The sequence below is a fragment of the Pseudomonas sp. 01L34 genome (assembly GCF_056400265.1).
Window position 1 is genome coordinate 1 of the sequence record NZ_JBFTSX010000007.1, and the last position, 19,207, is coordinate 19,207.

General features: G+C 54.3%; 15 protein-coding genes. 12 read left to right on the forward strand and 3 right to left on the reverse strand.

Annotation, left to right across the window (positions count from 1 at the left end; translation table 11 throughout):
• The 3 genes from AC1DQM_RS21715 to AC1DQM_RS21725 form a co-directional block, all read left to right on the forward strand.
• A partial coding sequence (locus tag AC1DQM_RS21715) for a beta strand repeat-containing protein (protein ID WP_477746837.1) occupies positions 1–2,907 on the forward strand: 2,907 nt, incomplete at its 5' end.
• Between the two features lie 24 nt (positions 2,908–2,931).
• Positions 2,932–3,633, forward strand: a complete 702-nt coding sequence (locus tag AC1DQM_RS21720; RefSeq protein WP_477746838.1) for a hypothetical protein — start codon at positions 2,932–2,934, stop codon at positions 3,631–3,633.
• A gap of 715 nt (positions 3,634–4,348) precedes the next feature.
• Positions 4,349–5,560, forward strand: coding sequence for a phage integrase (locus tag AC1DQM_RS21725; RefSeq protein ID WP_477746839.1), 1,212 nt, complete (start codon positions 4,349–4,351; stop codon positions 5,558–5,560).
• On the opposite strand, the gene AC1DQM_RS21730 is transcribed toward AC1DQM_RS21725, so the two are convergent.
• Complete coding sequence (locus AC1DQM_RS21730; protein WP_477746840.1) at positions 5,553–6,089, reverse strand: hypothetical protein; 537 nt, start codon at positions 6,087–6,089, stop codon at positions 5,553–5,555. The genes AC1DQM_RS21725 and AC1DQM_RS21730 overlap by 8 nt on opposite strands.
• A gap of 116 nt (positions 6,090–6,205) precedes the next feature.
• On the opposite strand from AC1DQM_RS21730, the gene AC1DQM_RS21735 reads away from it, so the two are divergent.
• From AC1DQM_RS21735 to AC1DQM_RS21765, 7 genes are all read left to right on the forward strand, one after another.
• Complete coding sequence (locus AC1DQM_RS21735) at positions 6,206–6,406, forward strand: helix-turn-helix domain-containing protein (protein ID WP_122683291.1); 201 nt, start codon at positions 6,206–6,208, stop codon at positions 6,404–6,406.
• 385 nt (positions 6,407–6,791) lie between these two features.
• Positions 6,792–7,082, forward strand: coding sequence for a hypothetical protein (locus tag AC1DQM_RS21740; protein WP_477746841.1), 291 nt, complete (start codon positions 6,792–6,794; stop codon positions 7,080–7,082).
• Positions 7,079–7,351, forward strand: a complete 273-nt coding sequence (locus tag AC1DQM_RS21745) for a DUF3077 domain-containing protein (protein WP_477746842.1) — start codon at positions 7,079–7,081, stop codon at positions 7,349–7,351. The genes AC1DQM_RS21740 and AC1DQM_RS21745 overlap by 4 nt, the downstream gene beginning before the upstream one ends.
• Positions 7,348–10,254 carry a DUF927 domain-containing protein gene (locus AC1DQM_RS21750; RefSeq protein WP_477746843.1) on the forward strand — a complete coding sequence of 969 codons (2,907 nt, stop codon included), beginning with the start codon at positions 7,348–7,350 and terminating at the stop codon, positions 10,252–10,254. Before AC1DQM_RS21745 ends, AC1DQM_RS21750 begins: the two co-directional genes overlap by 4 nt.
• A gap of 93 nt (positions 10,255–10,347) precedes the next feature.
• Positions 10,348–11,292 (forward strand): chromosome segregation protein SMC, encoded by a 945-nt coding sequence (locus AC1DQM_RS21755; RefSeq protein WP_477746844.1) that lies wholly within the window; start codon positions 10,348–10,350, stop codon positions 11,290–11,292.
• Complete coding sequence (locus AC1DQM_RS21760) at positions 11,255–11,443, forward strand: hypothetical protein (RefSeq protein WP_477746845.1); 189 nt, start codon at positions 11,255–11,257, stop codon at positions 11,441–11,443. The genes AC1DQM_RS21755 and AC1DQM_RS21760 overlap by 38 nt, the downstream gene beginning before the upstream one ends.
• A gap of 68 nt (positions 11,444–11,511) precedes the next feature.
• The gene (locus tag AC1DQM_RS21765; protein WP_477746846.1) at positions 11,512–11,877 is read left to right on the forward strand and encodes a histone-like nucleoid-structuring protein, MvaT/MvaU family; all 366 of its coding nucleotides are present in this window, start codon (positions 11,512–11,514) and stop codon (positions 11,875–11,877) included.
• A gap of 70 nt (positions 11,878–11,947) precedes the next feature.
• Here the strand turns inward: AC1DQM_RS21765 and AC1DQM_RS21770 are convergent, their stop codons facing one another.
• Positions 11,948–13,333 carry a GTP pyrophosphokinase gene (locus AC1DQM_RS21770; RefSeq protein WP_477746847.1) on the reverse strand — a complete coding sequence of 462 codons (1,386 nt, stop codon included), beginning with the start codon at positions 13,331–13,333 and terminating at the stop codon, positions 11,948–11,950.
• Positions 13,334–13,764: 431 nt separating this feature from the next.
• Between AC1DQM_RS21770 and AC1DQM_RS21775 the strand changes: the two genes are divergently transcribed.
• Positions 13,765–16,500: a tetratricopeptide repeat protein gene (locus AC1DQM_RS21775; protein ID WP_477746848.1), complete on the forward strand. Its 2,736-nt coding sequence runs from the start codon at positions 13,765–13,767 to the stop codon at positions 16,498–16,500.
• A gap of 240 nt (positions 16,501–16,740) precedes the next feature.
• Here the strand turns inward: AC1DQM_RS21775 and AC1DQM_RS21780 are convergent, their stop codons facing one another.
• The gene (locus AC1DQM_RS21780; RefSeq protein ID WP_477746849.1) at positions 16,741–18,114 is read right to left on the reverse strand and encodes an FRG domain-containing protein; all 1,374 of its coding nucleotides are present in this window, start codon (positions 18,112–18,114) and stop codon (positions 16,741–16,743) included.
• A 135-nt stretch (positions 18,115–18,249) separates the two neighbouring features.
• Between AC1DQM_RS21780 and AC1DQM_RS21785 the strand changes: the two genes are divergently transcribed.
• Entirely contained in the window at positions 18,250–19,119 is an 870-nt protein-coding gene (locus tag AC1DQM_RS21785; RefSeq protein ID WP_477746850.1) for a TIR domain-containing protein, read from the forward strand.
• Positions 19,120–19,207 lie beyond the last annotated feature (88 nt).

Sequence of the window (19,207 nt, forward strand, 5' to 3'; positions counted from 1 at the left end):
ATCTCGGTCACGCTCACGGTCGACAGCGGCTCGTTAACGGCCGCGACAGCAGGCAGTGTCACGATCAGCGGCTCAGGCACCAGCAGCATCGTGCTCACGGGTACCCTCACCAACATCAACACTTACCTGGCCACGGTCGCCAACCAGCCGACCTACACCCCAGCTGCCAATGCCAACGGTACGGTCACCCTGACCATGCTGACTAATGACGGCGGCAACACGGGCACTGGTGGTGCGCTGAGCGACAGCGACACGATCAACATCAACATCACCGCGCTCAATGACGCACCGGTGAACACGCTGCCGGCAAGCTACACGACGAATGAAGACACCGCATTCAAGCTCAGCGGCCTGTCGGTGGCAGACGTCGATGCAGGCGCTGGCAGCATCTCGGTCACGCTCACGGTCGGCAGCGGCACCTTGACGGCCGCGGGAGCAGGCAGTGTCTCGATCAGTGGCTCGGGCACCAGCAGCATCGTGCTCACGGGTACCCTCGCCAACATCAACACTTACCTGGCCACGGTCGCCAACCAGCCAACCTACACCCCGGTTGCCAATGCCAACGGCACGGTCACCCTGACCATGCTGACCAATGACGGTGGCAACACGGGCACTGGTGGTGCATTGAGCGACAGCGACACGATCAACATCAACATCACCGCGGTCAATGACGCGCCGGTACTGTCCGGGACAGCTCCGACGTCGGTCAATGTCAGCGGCGGTGTATTGGTGAGTTCGTTCCTGAGTTCCACTGATGTGGACAGTGGTGCACTGAAGGGCATCGCGATCACCGCTGCGACCCGCACAAATGGCTCTACTGGCAAGTGGCAGTACTCAACAGACAGTGGATCGACGTGGACAGATGTCGGCACGGTAAGTACGAACTCGGCGCTGCTGCTACGTAGCGGAGACTTAGTACGCATGACCGGTAACGGAAATGCGGGAGATCTAACCTACAAGGCGTGGGATCAGACGTCGGGCACGTTTGCGACGAAGGTCGACCCTGGCTCAGGCGGGGGTGCCAGCGCGTTCAGCACGACCAGCGTTACATGGTCGGTCACTCACCCGGCAGGCACCGCCGGCGAGCCGATCAACTTGGCTCTGGTCAACCCGTCGGCGGATCACAGTCTTCCTGTCACGGTAACGATCACCGGTGTTCCAGCGGACTGGATAGTGAACGGCGCCACGCATCTCGGCGGCGGCAGTTGGTCGGTCACCACTATCGACCCCTCGGTACTCACCGTCACTACGACGGCAGGCTACGTCGGCGCTATGGTGTTACATGTAACGGAGACTTGGACCAATGCAGACGGGACCACAGGAAGCGCCATCATCTCGGACAACGTAGAGGCTTACGCCCCAGGCTCACCAATCTTCGCCTTGTCCCTCAACGACAACCTGACCGGCTCGTCCGGTGCCGACACCTTCGTCTTCGCCCAGCCGATCGGCAACAACCAGATCTACAACTTCGATGCCGCAGCGGACAAGATCGACCTGATCGGCTTCACAGGCGTCACCGGCTTTGCTGACTTGAGCATCACTAACGACGCAAACGGCAATGCGCTGGTCAGCATAGGCACTGGCCAGACGATCACCCTGAAAGGTGTCGATGCGGCGAGCTTGAGCGAAGCGAACTTCCAGTTCGATGTCGACCCGCTCACCAACAACACCGGTACCCTCACCATTGCCGACGGCGCGATCATGCCGTTCGGTGGCAGTATCCATAACAGCGGCACCATCGAGCTCGGCTCCGCCGGCAGCGCGACCAGCCTCGAGGTTCTGTTCCGTGGCGCGACCTTGACCGGTGGCGGCCAGGTGCTGCTATCCGACAACGCGCAAAACGTGATTTTCGGCGGCAGCGCCGACACCGTACTGAACAACGTCGACAACCGCATTTCCGGCGCCGGCCAGTTGGGTGCCGGGCAGATGGTGCTGATCAATTCGGGGCTGATCATGGCCAGCGGGCTGAACAGCCTGGTGCTCGACACCGGCACCCACACCATCACCAACAGCGGGGTGCTGGAGTCCACGGGCCCAGGCGGCATGACGGTGGCCAGTACGGTCGAAAACACCGGCCACCTGTGGGCCAATGGTGGTGACCTGCGCCTGCTGGCCGACGTGACCGGCGATAGCAGCGCGACCATCGACGGTAACGCGACCCTGACCTTCTCCGGTGCTGCACACGGGTCCGTCGCCTTCCACGGCGAAGGCGCGGGTACGCTGGTGATCGCACAGGCCGAAACAGCGGGCTCGCTGGCCGGCATCCTCGGCCTTGAGAGCAATGACATGCTGACGTTCGGCAATCTCACTTTCGGCGCCAACACCCAACTCAGCTACAACACCAACGCCTCTGGCGCCGGCGGCCTGCTGACAGTGGACGACGGCGTGCATCGGGCCGAGGTGAACCTGTTGGGGCATTACTCGGCGGAAGACTTCCAGGTCACCGACGGCGGCGCGGCCGGCACTCAAGTCAGTTACCACGGAGAATCCAGCGGCACGCTGGTGGGCACCATGCTCGCAGACACGATCAATGGTGGCGACGGCAACGACATCATCGTGGGCCGTGGCGGTGCAGACACACTCAGCGGTGGCGCGGGAGCCGACGTGTTTGCCTACTTCAACGTGAATGAAGGCGGCGATCATATCCTCGACTACAACTACGCCGAAGGGGACAAAATCGACCTCTCCGCACTGCTCAAGGCCAACTTCGTCGCCGGCACCAGCCAGGTGTCGGACTTTGTCCAAGTGGTGCAGACCGGCAACGACATCACCGTGAAGGTAGACCCTGATGGCGCAAGCAATGGCAAGAATTTCGTCGATGTGGCGGTGCTTGACCACGCTGGTACGCCTGGGCCCGATCTGGTGCGCACCTGGTTCGGGGATGCGGAGCATACGCTGACGGCTTGATCGTGGGCTGGGGTTGAGCAGTTGATGATGGTGGAGACCAGGGATGGTCGCCCCTTTAGCGCGCAGGCATCCCTGCAGATTACTGGCAACAAATATGAAGTCCACGACACCAACGTGAAATCCAAGCATGACGCGCCCAGAGGGGGGTGTATGTTCCGATGGATGAGGGAACTTTGGGTGGGATCGGAGCTGGTCGAGTTTGAGAGCTCGTTCGGACTGGCGGAATCTGTTGAGCGCCTGAAAGCCGCGACCCGGCACTGGGCTATGTTTACACCTTTTCGAGAAGCGGCCGTGGGAACGGTGACAGAGTCTCGCGTTTCGCTCCAACGTGTCATCCCGATGGTACGCAACTCATTCAAGCCACTTTTCGTCGGCCGATTCCAGGTGCGCCAAAACCAGGTCGTGCTAACCGGGCGTTTTGCGCTGCACTGGTCCGTTAAGCTCTTCATGGGCTTCTGGTTCGGGTTTTGTGTGCTTTTTACAGCATTGGCGTTGTTTACCGCCGTACCTGGGCCGCACGCCACATTCATGCCGCTGGAGGGGCTTGCGATGATGGCCTGTGGGATTGGCGTGATGCGGATCTGTATGTGGTTTTCCCGCAACGATCAGGCATGGCTGTCTGAGGTCATTCGCACGGCGCTGAGTAATCAGGTCGCGATGCATCAAAAGGTTTGCCGCCCAATGAGCTTCGGAGCTCCCCAAAGCGGCCACCCACTGTCATCGTGATTGTCACAGCGGTGCTCGCCCTCCAAGGGCTCATGTTCTGCGTTTCTGCCATAACGGATATCCAGCCTTCCCTGGGCGATCCAAGTGGTTCGGTCTTTACCCATTATGCAGACGTTAGACTTCGCTATCTTTCCGTAATCTATGGCGCCGTTATGCTCCCGCTGGCTTTCGACGTTTACCGACAGCGCATGTTTGCCTGGCGAATGGGGTTCCTGGCGCTTGTTGGGGGGGCAGCCCTCCAGGCGCTTGGCTTGCTTGCCCGAGAGGATCTTGGCAATGCGCGTCAAACCATAATCTTCTGCGTCGCCTCCCTGGTGATCACCATCGTCTGGGGGTGTTGGTGGTACGCGCAGCGCGTCCATTTTCACGATTGATCGGGAAAGAGTCGATAGACCGCATGACACGACAGTTATGAAAAAGCCCCGCCAGATAACAATCTGAGCAGGGCTTTTCTCTTTGCTTAAAGCATACCTGTTGCACCCACCTAGCACCCATGAGGGTTAAGCAGAGAAACAAAAAGACGCTGTAGGCCTTGGATTATATGGTGTCCCAGGGCAGGTTCGAACTGCCAACCTTCCCCTTAGGAGGGTCAATTCAAACGCCACCCCGCCTGACAAAGCCCCATAACCACGGGGCTTTTCGTCCGGTTGCGTCCGTGAAAACGGCCCCGTATAGTTATTTTTGCTGCCACGGTGCTGTCACGGAGTTGTACTGCTTGAAAACGAAGATCACCCAAAAGCTCATCAACAACTTGGCCACCGAGCCGAAAGCGTACCGCGTGCATGACACTGTGCAGCCTGGTCTGTTCATCCGCGTGCTGCCGAGCGGACATAAATCCTACATGGTCACCTGGGGGCGCAACAAGAATGCCACCCTCGGCCGCGTCGGGGTGATGACGCTTGATCAGGCGCGCACCGAGGCCGCCCAGTATCTTGCCGATGCGCACGCCCACGGAGAACCGCTGGCGATCACTCAGGGCCGGAAGGGAGCCGCCCTCCCCACCTTGCGCGAATTCATCGACGACACCTATATGCCGTGGTTCGAGATACATCACAAAGGACATGAGAAGACCCTGCACACGCTCGACAACAACTTCGAAGCGATCATGCCTCAGCGTCTCGACTCTATCACTGGTCGCGATCTTGAGCAGATCCGCACCGGATGGATGCAGGCCGGCAACAAGCCTTCGACTGTAAATAGAAAAATGGGTTCGATCAGCGGCGTGTTTAGCCGAGCCGTTGAATGGGAATACATCGCCGCGCATCCGCTGGCCAAGCTGAAACAGCTCAAGGTCGACTCAATGGGACTGGTCCGCTATTTGGATGCCGACGAGACAAAGCGGCTACGCGAAGCCTTGGATGCCAGACAGGAAGAAATGCGGGCCGAGCGCGAGACTGCAAACAAGTGGCGGGCAGACCGCGGCAAAGAGTTGATGCCGAGCTTGCTGCAACTGCCCTTCACCGACCACCTGAAGCCCCTGGTGCTGGTATCGCTGAACACCGGTATGAGACGCGGCGAGCTGTTCGACCTGAAATGGTCGGCGGTGAACTTTCAAACGAAGACAATCACCGCCGCCGGCGCCACCACTAAAACGAGCGACACGCGGCATATCCCGATGAACAAGGAAACCTTCGGCGTGCTGGAGGATTGGAAAAAGCAAGTTGGGAAGTCCCGGTACGTTTTCCCAAGTCAGGCCGGCGGCCGTCTGGAGGACGTTAAAAGCGCCTGGCTCAATTTAATGGCGAGGGCCAAGATCAAGGACTTCCGCTGGCACGATATGCGTCACGACTTCGCGTCACGCCTGGTAATGGCCGGCGTACCGCTGAACACGGTACGGGATCTGTTGGGGCATGCCGATATCAAGATGACACTTCGATATGCCCACTTGGCGCCGGAAACAAAAGCCGCGGCGGTTGAACTCATTTAGCCAGAGATTGAGCCCGCATACTTTTGTAATCGGCATAGCCCGGCTGAAGCGGCTTGTTGCTTGCCAGAAACCTCACATATTCCTCAACAATTGGCCACTCCTTCTCTACCAAGGCAAGGTTCACCCGAGGCTGAATTCGCGGCTTGAAACCAAACTTCTCTGTCGAACCATTCAAATCCCCGAAAACATCGAACTCCCCATCGAAATATTTATCGTCATTGATAAACATAGCGACCATCGACAACTCCTCCCCGGCGAAATCAGACCCGAGCGTTCCTGCGCGTAGCTTGTAGAGAGTTTCATTCTCCGACCAGATCGCAGTGAATGCGACCATGAAACTGATTTTTTCCAGCTTTTGCGGAGCTTTAAACGGGTTCGTGATGATTCTGTCATTCATCCCATTCTCAAGGCATGACTCCAGGATCTTCACGATTTTCTCGTTGCGTGATGCCGCCAGCAGTTCAAGCGCAGCTTTAAGGTAGGGATCGACCCTAGCCGATAGAACAACCTTCTTCGAACGATTTGCCATTTACTCGCCTCGCGATGTCTACAAACTTTTTGCTTGCAGATGATGTTACTTACAAATAGGATGTTTACGTCCGGGCTAGTATCGTACAGTCCGCCCCACCGTTCAAGGACAAGCTAATGAACAACCCCGAACACATCGCACCTCTTGCAGTTAGCGTTGAGGACGCTGCCCGCGTGGTTGGCTATTCGAGATCAGGAGTTTATGAGCTCATCGCTTCTGGCGACCTTAAGGCTTTCAAACTCGGACGGCGTCGTCTGATTTTGATGACTGAGCTCAAGGCTTGGATTGAACGCGCAGCAAAGGAAGGCGCCCGGTGAACGCGGTAGCGGTCGAGGGGGCAATATTGGCTGGGATGCTCCCTAGAAGACTGGCCCTAGGACTGGCTTTAGTAGAAAGAAGTGTCGAGCCAGTGTTCGTACCACTGACTCGACTGTCGCACAGCAAATCTGAGCAGACCACAATGCAACCGCCAAAGCATATCACCATCCATTTGATAGACCATAAGGGCGTGATCCTTGATAGGCACAGCTTGTCGAAAACGACACGTTTGATTGACCTTGAGGCACTCCGCTGTCGTGGCGTCTCTAGAGTGGAAGTACCACGTGCTATCCCCACTAAGCAAGATATGGACTCCGCTGAATGGGCAGGCTACAGCGCTCAAAAAAACAAAAAAGAAGACTTTGGAATCGCAGGGGAGCATCAATGAACAATGTCCTGAGTTTCACCCTGCCCGAAGATCTGCTCTGCGTAGACAAAGGCGTTGAAGCCGGTGTGCCGATCGACGCTATCACCTGCGCAATTGCACGCGCTGACTCGGTGTTGACCCTACTCGAAGACCACTTTGAAAGCGAAGGCGACAGACCTCGCTTAGCCAATCACGTACTGGCAGCGGTTATTTGGGACGTGCGCGGCACCTTGGGCCTCATCAAAACCCTCACGCTGCATGGTGACGCCTCCTCTGTTCCTATGGAGCAGAAAGGCGGTGCGCTATGACGCCACCCACCACACTTGGCCGAGCTGCGTTTACACGCGTGAACGCTACTAATCAGAAGCTGTTTCGAGTCAACGCCGGTATACCGGTCGAAGATGCGCTGGAGATGGCTTCGCAATTCCAGCAGCACGCCAATCAGCTCTCTTTTGAAGCTGCCATGAGCGACCACGGCGAACGTTTCAGTTGGCCTGCTCTGTACCTGGGCGAGATGGCCAAAGCCCTGATCGATGACATCAACGACGCGCTATTTGCGTCAAGGGTCGACACATGACCCAACACAAAAATACCACCAGTAAACGCCTCAGCTTCGCCGACGTAAAAGCCGCCGCGCTGAAAGACATTGATCGTGTCCTGTCGCACTGGCTGCCAAACGGCAAACGCGTGGATGGCGGCAAGGAATACACCGCCCCGAATCCGACCCGCAGCGATAAGCGCGCCGGGTCGCTCAAGATCAGTTTGAGCAAGGGCACGTGGGCCGATTTCGCCACCGGCGACAAGGGCGGCGACCTGATCGATCTGGTGCGTTATCTGGACGGCGGTACCGACGTCGAGGCCTGCAACAAACTGGCTGACTTGCTGAGCGTCTCACCCGGCGGCTCCCAAGCAAAGCCAGCGCCCGCTAAGACAAAAGCGCCTGAGTGGATAGCCATCCAGCCGATCCCCGCCGAGGCCATGAACAAGTGCCCGGCCACGCATCGGCAACACGGCGCGCCGTCCAAGGTGTGGATTTACCGAGACACACAGGGTCAGCCGCTCATGGCGCTTTACCGCTTCGACCTTGGTCCGGATGAGGACGGCAAGCCGAAGAAGGTCTTTGCGCCACTGACTTGGTGCCAGCGCGCCGATGGCCAAACCAAGCAATGGCGCTGGCAGGGTCTGCCAGAACCGCGTCCACTGCTGCGCCTTGATGAACTGACCCAGCGCGCTGACGCACCGGTTGCCCTGTGTGAGGGCGAGAAAGCCGCCGACGCCGCAGCTGAATTGCTGCCCGGTTACGTGGTCACCAGTTGGCCGAACGGCTCCAACTCCTGGCACAAAACCGATCTGACACCGCTCAAAGGCCGCGACATGCTGTTATGGCCAGACAACGACGTCAGCGGCAAAGCCTGCATGGAAGTCGTCGCCGACAAACTGCGCGAGATTGGCGCCGCGTCGGTCCGGGTAATTTCGCTTGATGTGTTCATACGGAAGCCTACGCTCAAAAACGACCGCGCCGCCTTCACCAAAGGTGGTCAATGGGACGACGGCGACGATGCAGCCGATGCACTCGCCAAAGGCTGGACAGCCGCCCATTTCACCGAGCTGGAAAGCAGAGGCGAACTGTTCGGTGATACTGTCGAAAAGTCGGAGCCTAAGCAGACTGAAACCAAACCGGAGCCGAAGGCAAAAACAGCGGCCAAGCGCCCTGCAAAATCGAAAAGTGACCTGATGCCCGGTGGTTTTCGCCTTACGTCCGAAGGGGTGTTTTATGCGGGCGATGACGGCGAGGCGCGGCCAGTGTGTTCCTCACTGGAAATCCTTGCCCGCACTCGTGACGACAAAGGCCACAACTGGGGCCTGCTGGTCGAGTTCGACGATCCAGACGGCGCGAAGAAGCGGTGGAACATCCCGGCACGCACCATGACCGGCGACTTCGGCAAGGACGTTCTCGGCCCGTTGGTGGATATGGGCTTGCGTCTCGCCGGAAGCCGCTCGGGACGCAATGCACGTAATGACCTGCAGAGTTACCTCGGCGGATTCGACAGCGCGCAACGAGCGCGGCTGGTCACTCGTTTGGGTTGGCACAACAGCGCCTTCCTACTGCCCGAGCAACAGGTCGGCGCGCACAGCGAACACCTGCACTTCTATGAAGCCGGTGCGCAGCTTCCACCCATCAGCGAAGCGGGCACGCTTGAGCAGTGGCAGGAGCAGATCGGCGCGTTGTGCGCGGGCAACCATCGCTTAGCGTTCGTGGTCGGCGTGGCCTTTGCTGGCCCGCTGCTCCACATGCTTGGCCATGAGTCGGGCGGGTTCCACCTGTACGGCGACAGCTCGGGCGGCAAGACCACGCACTTGCAAGTTGCCGCCTCGATCTACGGCGGGCCGCGCTTGGTGCGTTCGTGGCGGTCCACTGACAATGCGCTTGAATCCATCGCCGCCGCGCATTCCGACGGCCTTCTGGTGTTGGATGAAATTGGCATGTGCGATCCGCGCATCATCGGCGAGACGGTGTACATGCTCGGCAACGGCACCGGCAAGGCGCGCGCCAATGATCGAGGCCAAGCAGGCCGGCAGGTACAGGAGTGGCGTCTGCTGTTCCTCTCCACTGGCGAGAAGACACTGGCTCAGCACATGGCCGAGGCCAACAAGGAGCTGAAAGCAGGAATGGAGGTACGCATGCTCGCGGTCCCGGCCGATGCAAGCAAAGGCCTCGGCATGTTCGACGCACTCAACGGCTTTGAGGATGCGGCGTCACTGGCCGACGCGCTCAAGGCACGGGTAGCGAAGTATTACGGCACTCCACTCACCGCTTTCCTCACTGCGCTGTGCGAACCGGGCAAACACCACGGTTGGTCCGCCATCCTGCGACGCACGCTTGAAGGCTTTATCGCCCAGTCGCTACCGGCCTCGGCCAGCGGGCAAGCACAACGTGCAGCAGCTCGTTTTGGCCTCGCGGCCGCAGCGGGTGAGCTGGCCACCGCGATGGGGATTACCGGCTGGCCCGATGGGACTGCCACCACCGCCGCTCGTGTGTGCCTCAACGCATGGATGAACGAACGGGGCGGCGCGGGTAACTTCGAGGGGGATGCGATCTTGGCGCGGCTGCGCCAAGTCATTGAGCGCTTCGGCGAAAGTCGTTTCACACGTTGGGAATCGGCGGCGGCAAAGATCGACGAACACGGCCCGCGCACCATCGACCGCCTCGGATTTCGCAAGACGCTCGAGCACGGACTGGGCGACTCCCTTCACACCACCAATACCTACTACGTGCTGCCCGAGTCATGGCGCTCGGAGATCTTCCGGGGCATGAACATCAATGCAGTGAACAAGGAGCTGCTACAGCGCGGCGCTCTAGAGCCTGGGAGCGATGGCAAGGCATATAGCTTGGTCCGTCTGCCCGGCCTCGGCCCGCAACGTTGCTATATCGTGAAGACGATTCCGGGAATGGATGAGAGCGAGGCTCGGGCTGCCTGAGGGCATCTCCGCTGATCGAGGTAGCGCCGGCTTATTTCCGGCCTCGCCAGCCGTTCAGCCAACCCACAATCGAAATGAACAGAGACCAAACAGATGAACGAGATCCAAGAGCTGAAAGACCGTCGCGACCAACTGCTGACCGAGGCAGACCAACTGCACGCCGAACTGCTGCCACTTGAGGCCGTGCTGGAAAGCGAGGAACCCATCGAGCCAGATCGAGCACGCGAACTGCGGGACAAGTACAACGAGCTGAAAAGGAATTTCGATTCCCGCAAGTTCAACGCTGAGCTTGTAGATCGGAAGATCAGTCGCCGTGAGGACCTCGCCAATTGCGATTCCCTGATGGCTGGATACGTCGAAGCAATGACTAACTGGAAAGCGGATGAGCAGGAGCTGAACGAAAAGCGTCAGAGCCTCGGCACCCGCCTGGAGCAGATCCAACAACAGGCGGTAGAGGACATGGCCAAAGCTCGACAGGCCGAGACCGACGCCGCCACTGCGTATGCGCAGGCGGTCGCATGGGGTGACACAGAAGGCGAGGAATCTGCCAACACGGATGCGCAGAAGGCCGCGAAAAACCTTACAGCTGCCTCCGAGCATAACCGTCGGCAATCCCTGATCATGACTGCCTTGGAGCAGGAACTGGTCACCGTAGATACATACATCGCCGAAGCCCAGAAAAAATATGAGGGGATAGAACGCCACGCCCTCTTTCTTTCGAAGACGGTGTTAGAGGAGAAATGGAACCAGGCTGCAAAAGCGTTATTCGATGTGGGCGGAAAACTGTGGGCAAATTACAATCTACTTGGCCTTGACCAGGTTGCACTTATGAAACTGGCCGTTCCAGAGGAAGGTGAGAACTTCGGTAAGTGGACGTGGCAGGAACTTTCCGACCGCGCGCGTCAGCACACCGCACAGGACTTACTTCAGCTCAACGAGCTGCCGATACCGCAACAGACTGAAGAAGTGAGCCATCTGAAACAACGCAAGGATGAACGTAATGAACAAACCACTACAGAACAGCGCGAGCTTGTCTGATGCGCTCAAAATTCGGAAAGCCCATCTGAATGCCTTGCTGAAAACCATCGACGCGCGCCAGGGTAAAACCAGTCAAATACAAACACTGACCATCAATGCGATTAAATCGGAAATGGCGCATATTGAGAGCCAGCTGAAACGCCGAAAATAGTGCTGAACTCATAACCAGCTATACCCCCCTAATAAACACATACGGCCTCTCAGAACAAGGGAATCAGAATGTCCAAACTCGCAGAATACCGTCAGCTGGAAAAACATCTCGCCGAGCAACTCCAAGCATTGGAAGCACTGAAAGGTGATGATGGACTGAAGAAAGAAATCGAGTTCGAAACGAAGCTGCGCAAGCTGCTCGAGCACTATGGCTTCAGCCTGAAGCACATCATCAATCTGCTGGATCCGCATTCCACGGCCCGTCGCCAAGCCGCAGCTCCGGCCGCCAGCACACGCAAACCACGCGAACTCAAGATCTACAAAAACCCGAATACCGGTGAAGTCATCGAAACCAAGGGGGGGAATCACAAAGCGTTGAAAGAGTGGAAAGCAGAATACGGCGCTGACGTCGTCGAGGGATGGCTGAAGAAGTAAGACAGCTTCATCTGAAAAAGGGCCCAGGCGGGCCCTTTTTAGTTCATCCCGCCTCTTGGCCATGGGCCATTTAAGGGCGATGCGATTCAACTAGAGACTTCAATTGCTTCGTCAATTCACGTAGCTCTTCTGAAACCGCCTTAACGCTTTCCTGCTTCGGCGCATCAATGCGATGGACAAGCCGATTTCGGAATTCTTGAATCCGCTTAATTGCCGCTGCCTGGCCAATCGTGAGCCCAACTTGGGAATAATATCGTTGGAGCATCGAAAACATGCGCGAGGGCGCCCACAAGCCGGAATCAGCGGGACTCATATCTCTCAGTAACGTGGTGAGCAGCCGCTCGAATTCTACCCACAACTGAATGAACTCACCGATGGCCTCCTGCTGCTGACGTGTCTCGCCCGTTAGCAAAGATACCGAAGGCGTAGGCTCAACCCGCCGTATATGCTCATATATCGCGTACCGGCTCGGATCCTCTATCAGAATTTGGTCTATCACTTGTTCAGACAATGGGCGTTTTTCAAAGTCGTTATGCAGAGGCTGCACGTATTGGGCCAAGTTTTCGGGCTTGTTCAAGCCCAGCGACTTCAGTAAGTCAAACAATGTATCAACCTTACCCATTGCTGCTTCTGTCACGGTTGCCTCACCCAGTGCAGCTCTAGCGAGATCTATCAATGACGCCGCCAAGTCATAGTGATTAGAAAACTCACGACCTTGGGTAGATGCTCTTTGCTCACCAGCTCTTTGCAGCCGCTCAAGCGCAATTTCGCCGGATAGCACCAAACCGTTAAGCTCGTCTAAAATTGAATACTCCTCAACCGACAACTCACCTTGAAGCGGCTTGTATACCAAGTCATGCTCCACCTCTGACCATGCGTGCATAAGCACAGAAGCGACCTGAATTTCGACTTTCGCCTCGGCATACCGTTGATTGGAGTCATGCAACGACGCCTCTTTCAAAACCACACGGTAGTGCGTGGCCCAGTATCCAGAAAAACGTTTTTTATATGATGGTGCTGCAGCTGTTGGAAACTCTTTTGGTGCCTCGGTCAGATCGAATAACGCTTCAATTATGCGCCCCACCTCTTGCCGCTCACCTGGGAAATAAAGGGCAACCCGAACCCCTGCTAGGTCAACAATGTCATCGAAAATCGCAGAGACGGTCTCATACTGGCGCTTCAACGCGCGCTGTCTGACCTTTGCCTCCAGACGGGTCGGGTTTTTCGCTCGTGAGGTAACAATTGCTCGCACGCCCGCTGACCGCAAATTAGCCTCTAGGCTCTGAGCGACCATGCGACAGGCTTGTTCGTAGAAATCGTATTCCTTGCGGTAGCGGGCGATAAACTCTGAGACGAGATCCAAGATATTCTTCCATTGAATTAAGCTGCCGCGCGCTATCGACATTACACTTGCCAAGCGCTTGGTTGAATAGCAGGCAAGGTAGCGGATAGCCACCACTGTGTCTACGAATGGCCTGCTCCCCTGATAGCGGCAAATAGTTATTCGATAGGGTTAGCCGGCTATGCCCCGTTCTATATGTCGAATAGCAAAGGGTAACCGTTATCGCATTCTACCGCCCGCTCCCGGGCGAGACGACAGGCAGCAACCGGCCAAGAGCGGTCTCTCCACGTGTACAGAGGAAGGGGCGTATCGGGTTCCGTCGGCCATGCTTCCCTCCCAACGAGAGAAGCTGCGCTCGCCACTTCAAAAGCGACCCATTTAGAATCATTTCGATTCTCAAATCCTTACCTTCAGAATTAATGCAATCTTGCTCTAATCAATGCATAGCCTGCAGACCAGTTCGCCATACATCATGGATTGCCTGCAAAAATCGTGATAAAAGCATATTTTCGAGTCGACTAACTTCACAAAAGGACTAGCTGATCATGTCAGTCAACAGGCGGAAGACCGCAATGGTTTTGCATGAGTTGGAGATATCTCTAGGCAATTTTATCCTTGACACAGAGATAGATTCGTCGCGAATACCTGAAAACCTTATAGATGAAATAGTTGCAAGAGAAAAAAATAATCAACGCCCTTTCGACTCAAGCAAAATTAAAAACATCGTAGAGGCGACCTATATTGATGAGCTTTTTCAAATACTTATAGAAATAACTAAAGACACTTCCATTCATCAGTTCCTTATAGCTTTACGAGAAAATTTTATAAAGTACGGCATTTACGAGATCAGAAACACGATCTCTCATCCCAATAGACCTTTTCTTGATCCTTATTGGTACAGGCTTGCCGCTGTAGCATCTGACCCCATCATTGACATCCTAGGTTTAAACCAAGTCAGAAAGTCATTGATTTCCGCTGAGAACGGAGAAATTATTGACCCACCTGAAGATTGGATAACAAAATCTATTTGGCAAATCAAAAATAATCTTCCAGAGCGCTTTGATCATGCCATCACAGGTTTAGTAGGAAGAAAAAAAGAAGCTGATGATTTGCTTAAGCTTTTAAATAACCCAAGAGTTAACACTATTGCCATAGTCGCGCCTGGCGGACTGGGGAAAACCGCTTTAGCCTTAGACTTATTAGACAAAGTGGTAAAAACGCCGGAAACATCAACCTGGTGCGACTGTTGTATTTTTGCCTCATTAAAAACAGAGATGCTAACTTCTGAAGGATTAGTCAAGCTAGACGCAATTCAAACTATCGAGGAGATCAAGTCCTCGCTCCTTAAAAATCTTAATGAAATCTATGAGATTGAGGCAGCTAGCTTTGAATCCGCATGCGACTCATTAAAAGACAAAAAAGCGCTGCTTTTTATAGACAACTTAGAAACACTGCTAATTGACCACCCCAAAGAGTTTGAAAGCTTTAACTACTCACTCCCGCAGTCTTGGCGCCTCCTGGTAACAAGCCGAATCGCAATCAGCCATGCGAGCATCATCTCTCTAGAAGCGTTAAAGCCAAGTTCTGCTGCATATCTTGCAAGGGTTTACTCGTCTCGTCGTGGAGGCGGAACGCTTCAAGATGATAAGCTTAACGAAATCGCAACAAAGTGTTTTTGCAATCCGCTTGCAATACGATTAACGCTCGATCTCTTTCTCTCAGGTAAGGACATTCCGCAATCAATCAGTGTTGCAAATAAAGAGATCGCTAGTTTTTCATATAGCAATCTAATTGAAACGCTTCCCGATATCTCCGTGCGTATTTTGGAAGCTTTGTTTATTGAGGGCAATAGTACTAGATCGGATTTGGGCGAGTTATTAGGTCTTAACAGAGATGAACTCGCAGCGGGGATTTCAGAGTTAAGTAACACAAGTCTGCTAGGTAGAGAGCTGACAGATGATGGTGAAGTTTTTCAACTTAGCGGTTCAATCACCGATCTTTTGTTGACAAACCCAAAAAATATATCTATCCGACGTGAAATCCAAGACCTCGTCACAAGGCGTCGAACCAAGGTTAGGGAAATCGATATTCGTCAAGCAACCCAAAAAATCCCATCTTACCGGTGGGACTATATTCCTACCAATATTCATCAAGGCTTGAAAATTCTGTTAACAGATCTTAATCGCTCTATGAACAAGCTGTATCTAAAACAAGAAAAAGCCGTATTGTTCACCAAAAAATTCGCTGATGCAGAACACATATATGGCGAGCATGCAATCTTTAATAGAGGCTATGGAATAGTTTACCAAGCACTCAATGCAAAAGATTACGCAATAGATCACTATAAAAAAGCTATATCGCTCGATCCAGAAGATCCGAACGCCAAACTATTGCTAGCCTTGCTCTATCACTCGACAGCTGAATATGAACCTGCAATGGCGTTATACGACACTCTTGTAAGTGAGAGTTGGCATCAGAAAAAAGACCTTGATACATCGTTGGCTGCTGAGGTTGTGAACGGTCGCTTCCTGACTTTATTATATACTCACGGTTATAAAACTATTTTAGATGATACAAAGGACTGGAAGAATCAAGGTGAACTTCGAGGCTTATACGGTGCTTTCCGAGCGAGCGCTTTAAAGCGAGAGGCCGAGACAACCGTAAATGAGAGCACCGATTACACCATAGGTATTATGACTCGAGCTATTAGGATACTCGATGATGTGTTTAGGAATGACGGTTACACTAAGAGGATATGTCTCCAAGCAAAAGGTATTTTTGATGAGCTTGCCTTTCTCCTAAGCAGAAGCGATTATGACAGAGATCTTGAATTTTCGGAGCATGCACTACAGTTCATAAATCAGCATTTAACTAACTCTACAGAATATATGAAGTACCGCGAGGATGATTATGTTTCTCAGCTGGTGACAAAACTCTCCAAGCTCCAAATTCCGAACAACCCTTTTACAGGAAAAAACTGGTCTCAAATAACAAGCAAGCGAGCGACTGATATCTCTGAGGAAATAGAACACGATAAAGAGTTGGTGATAGTGTCTATTGCAAGAATCCCTAAGGGCAGAGATAAGGTTACGCCAAAGTTCTTGTTTGCGCTTAACGATACGACTGAATATTTTATTCACTTTGAGAATATGGTAGGCCATAGCTTCCAGGAGTGGCGCCAACTTAAAGTTGGCGGTCGGCTTGCAGTTAAGATCGCTCCGCCCGAAATGCAAGAGGCAGGCAAAGCTAGAAAAGTAATTGAAGCTCATGTATTGCGATGAATATCTAATTTAGATAAATGATTCAGCTCCCTTTATAAAGTTGTATTGGGGGCTGATTTCAAACATCGACTGCGCGGGCGAATCTCATCTCTTAAATCATATGATCATAGCCAGTTACGCTTGGCTATGACGGCGTACGCATTACATGATAAATTTTTTGTTCAAAGACATTACTTGTGGAGCAGTCCTCTCAGATCAATTTACTCCGTGATAATTTAAATTTATGTCCGCTCGAATACGCTAGTAGGGCTCGCCCCAAGTAGCACGTGGATCAGAGGTAAGATCAACACCGTTCTGAACGTATAGGCCGGGTTCGACACATTTCAACCACCGGTCCTTCAACGAAAGATCAATCCGGCCAAGTAAGCTGAAATTCTCTGCGTGATCCGACCCGCACCTGCAGTCGCCCTCATGCGTAACACGCTCCCAACCACCATTGCTGTCGATCCGGTAATGCAATCCATAGAAGCGACCGACGCCCATGATGCGCAGTCCCGGATGATCAACGCCATACTCAAAAACACAGACAATGTCTTCAGGCATCTTCACGATTCCCACGCCCTTCCCATATCGTGTGTCCATCCCATGGTAAACAAGACCATCCAGCTCGATAGAGATCTCGTCATACTCCTCAAGCAGCTTGTTGATCTCCGGAAGGATGAAGCGAGGCGCACTAGCTCCGTGATACAAGGAGCTACCGCATAGAAGCTGGGCCATTTGTGTGGGGGGCGCGGTCTGGCAAGCTGGCGGAGGCGGAAGATCTCTGGTCCAGAACGGTCGGTACATCGCGCTCCGAGGCGGCATGTGCTTTTGAAGATGCCAGGAGTACTCTGGAAGCTCCAGTGATCGCCGGAAGGCCTCGAGGCCGTCATCTGGGACGTGTCGCATCTTTTCCCATGGCATCGCCAGCAGCTCGCGATACACAGGATCGTCCGAAGGCTCAGGGAATAGCCAGCCAGCGCTATACTCCCCCGCGAAGTTGCGCAGAACCTCTGCCGACGCGGTGATATGACAAAGGATGCAATCACCACTTAGACCACTCTGAATCAAAGGGCCAACCATGTACGCGTCTTGTCGTACGTATCGCGGCGCTCCCTGGTCTGTGGCGATTTCTGATAGGTGAACCGCCTGAATTCCGGACTGTCGAAGCGACTTTTGGCATATTAGGTAGAGGTGACCTATGTCCTCGGTTGGTACAAACCACGCATTGAGTGTGCGCAGCCAGACCGGGTCCTCGAAACAGTCTTCAACCAAGTTAACTGCGATCTTTGACTCAAACTTATTGCTTGCAAACCAAGCGGCAACGCGCGGATCACCGGAAGCATCTAGGAAAAACGAGCGAAACCCATAGTGCTGTAGGATCGCTTGATTGGTGGCTATATCGCCGGTCTCCTTCCAGCCGAGTACTAGATGCTGCAGGGCCCTCTTTGCGTAATAGGTCCACTTAATCATCAGATCGGGCACGCACCCCTGACGCTGAAATGAGGTTGACAATGAAGGGAGACCATTAGAATTGGGGTAGTGCTGGGCTTGCCCCCTGTAAAGAACGCCGGGTCCAAATCGTTCGATAGTCACCCTGAGCTCTTCAAGTGTCTCGCAGTGCAGCCTTTCCATGCTCCCTCCCTTTTCCCGGCACTCAGGCTCGGTGGCCCCCGGCGCTAACACAGCTTAGCCCAGACAACCACCGCTATCCTTGCCTATAGGTGATAATGTCTTTATCACATATAGAACAAGAAAGGATTTGCTGCGATGGCCCGAGTTAACACCCCAGTAACTGCTATCCCAAAACCACAATTGAGTCCGCACGGCATCGAACGAGCCATTGATCGATTGCAGGAGCGTGTCGATGAGCTTGATGGGTTTGATGTCCAAACGCTCGTGGAGGGGCGTTCTCCCGAAATCACCTCATTAGAGGTAGCAATAAAAGACACGTTAGGACGTTGTTTTGGTGAACACACATCGGTTTTCAACCGGTTCCAATCGGCAGCCGATCTGCAGTACTTCAGCATGTCTTTGTATGGGGATGTAGATTACTTAACACCTACAAGAAGAAACATCGCCAATGCCATTGCGCTCCTGAAACAGGCGCAGCGTACTTTAAGGGAGGATCTGGCCGACCATGAGCATGCGGCTACGTTGAACACTCCAGTTGCCGTTGATAATGTTCAGCGAGCATTGCTGCGTAAAGTGTTCGTAGTGCACGGCCATGATGAAGGTGCACGGGAAACTGTCGCTCGTTTCCTAATGCAGCTGGGCTTCGACCCTATCATCTTGCATGAGCAAGCCAACCAAGGCCGCACGGTCATGGAGAAAGTCGAAGCGCATGGGGACGTGGATTTTGCCGTGGTGCTGCTGACCCCGGATGATGAGGGCAACGCCAAAGGTGGTACGCCAGAGCCGCGAGCCCGGCAGAACGTCTTGTTGGAGTTGGGCTATTTCCTGGGCCGCCTGGGTCGTGACAAGGTGTGTGCGCTGAAACGCGGCACTCTGGAGATCCCCAGTGATTTCGCCGGTGTGGTGTGGGAGTCCATGGACGGTAACGGCTGGAAGCAAGCCTTGGGCCGTGAACTGGAAGCCGCCGGTCATGAGATCGACTGGAACAAGGTCATGCGGGGCTAAGTGCTGGGTTTCCTTGGTTCCTGGCTATTAACTACATGCGTAACACCTTTCCGCAGTGTTACACCAAACACAGGTGAGACTCCAAGCA

Bases quoted from the DNA above. Each gene is read 5' to 3' on its own strand.
- AC1DQM_RS21720 (WP_477746838.1), top strand. From the start codon at position 2,932: ATGATGGTGGAGACCAGGGATGGTCGCCCCTTTAGCGCGCAGGCATCC.
- AC1DQM_RS21730 (WP_477746840.1), bottom strand. From the start codon at position 6,089: ATGGCAAATCGTTCGAAGAAGGTTGTTCTATCGGCTAGGGTCGATCCC.
- AC1DQM_RS21735 (WP_122683291.1), top strand. From the start codon at position 6,206: ATGAACAACCCCGAACACATCGCACCTCTTGCAGTTAGCGTTGAGGAC.
- AC1DQM_RS21740 (WP_477746841.1), top strand. From the start codon at position 6,792: ATGAACAATGTCCTGAGTTTCACCCTGCCCGAAGATCTGCTCTGCGTA.
- AC1DQM_RS21745 (WP_477746842.1), top strand. From the start codon at position 7,079: ATGACGCCACCCACCACACTTGGCCGAGCTGCGTTTACACGCGTGAAC.
- AC1DQM_RS21750 (WP_477746843.1), top strand. From the start codon at position 7,348: ATGACCCAACACAAAAATACCACCAGTAAACGCCTCAGCTTCGCCGAC.
- AC1DQM_RS21755 (WP_477746844.1), top strand. From the start codon at position 10,348: ATGAACGAGATCCAAGAGCTGAAAGACCGTCGCGACCAACTGCTGACC.
- AC1DQM_RS21760 (WP_477746845.1), top strand. From the start codon at position 11,255: ATGAACAAACCACTACAGAACAGCGCGAGCTTGTCTGATGCGCTCAAA.
- AC1DQM_RS21765 (WP_477746846.1), top strand. From the start codon at position 11,512: ATGTCCAAACTCGCAGAATACCGTCAGCTGGAAAAACATCTCGCCGAG.
- AC1DQM_RS21775 (WP_477746848.1), top strand. From the start codon at position 13,765: ATGTCAGTCAACAGGCGGAAGACCGCAATGGTTTTGCATGAGTTGGAG.
- AC1DQM_RS21780 (WP_477746849.1), bottom strand. From the start codon at position 18,114: ATGGAAAGGCTGCACTGCGAGACACTTGAAGAGCTCAGGGTGACTATC.
- AC1DQM_RS21785 (WP_477746850.1), top strand. From the start codon at position 18,250: ATGGCCCGAGTTAACACCCCAGTAACTGCTATCCCAAAACCACAATTG.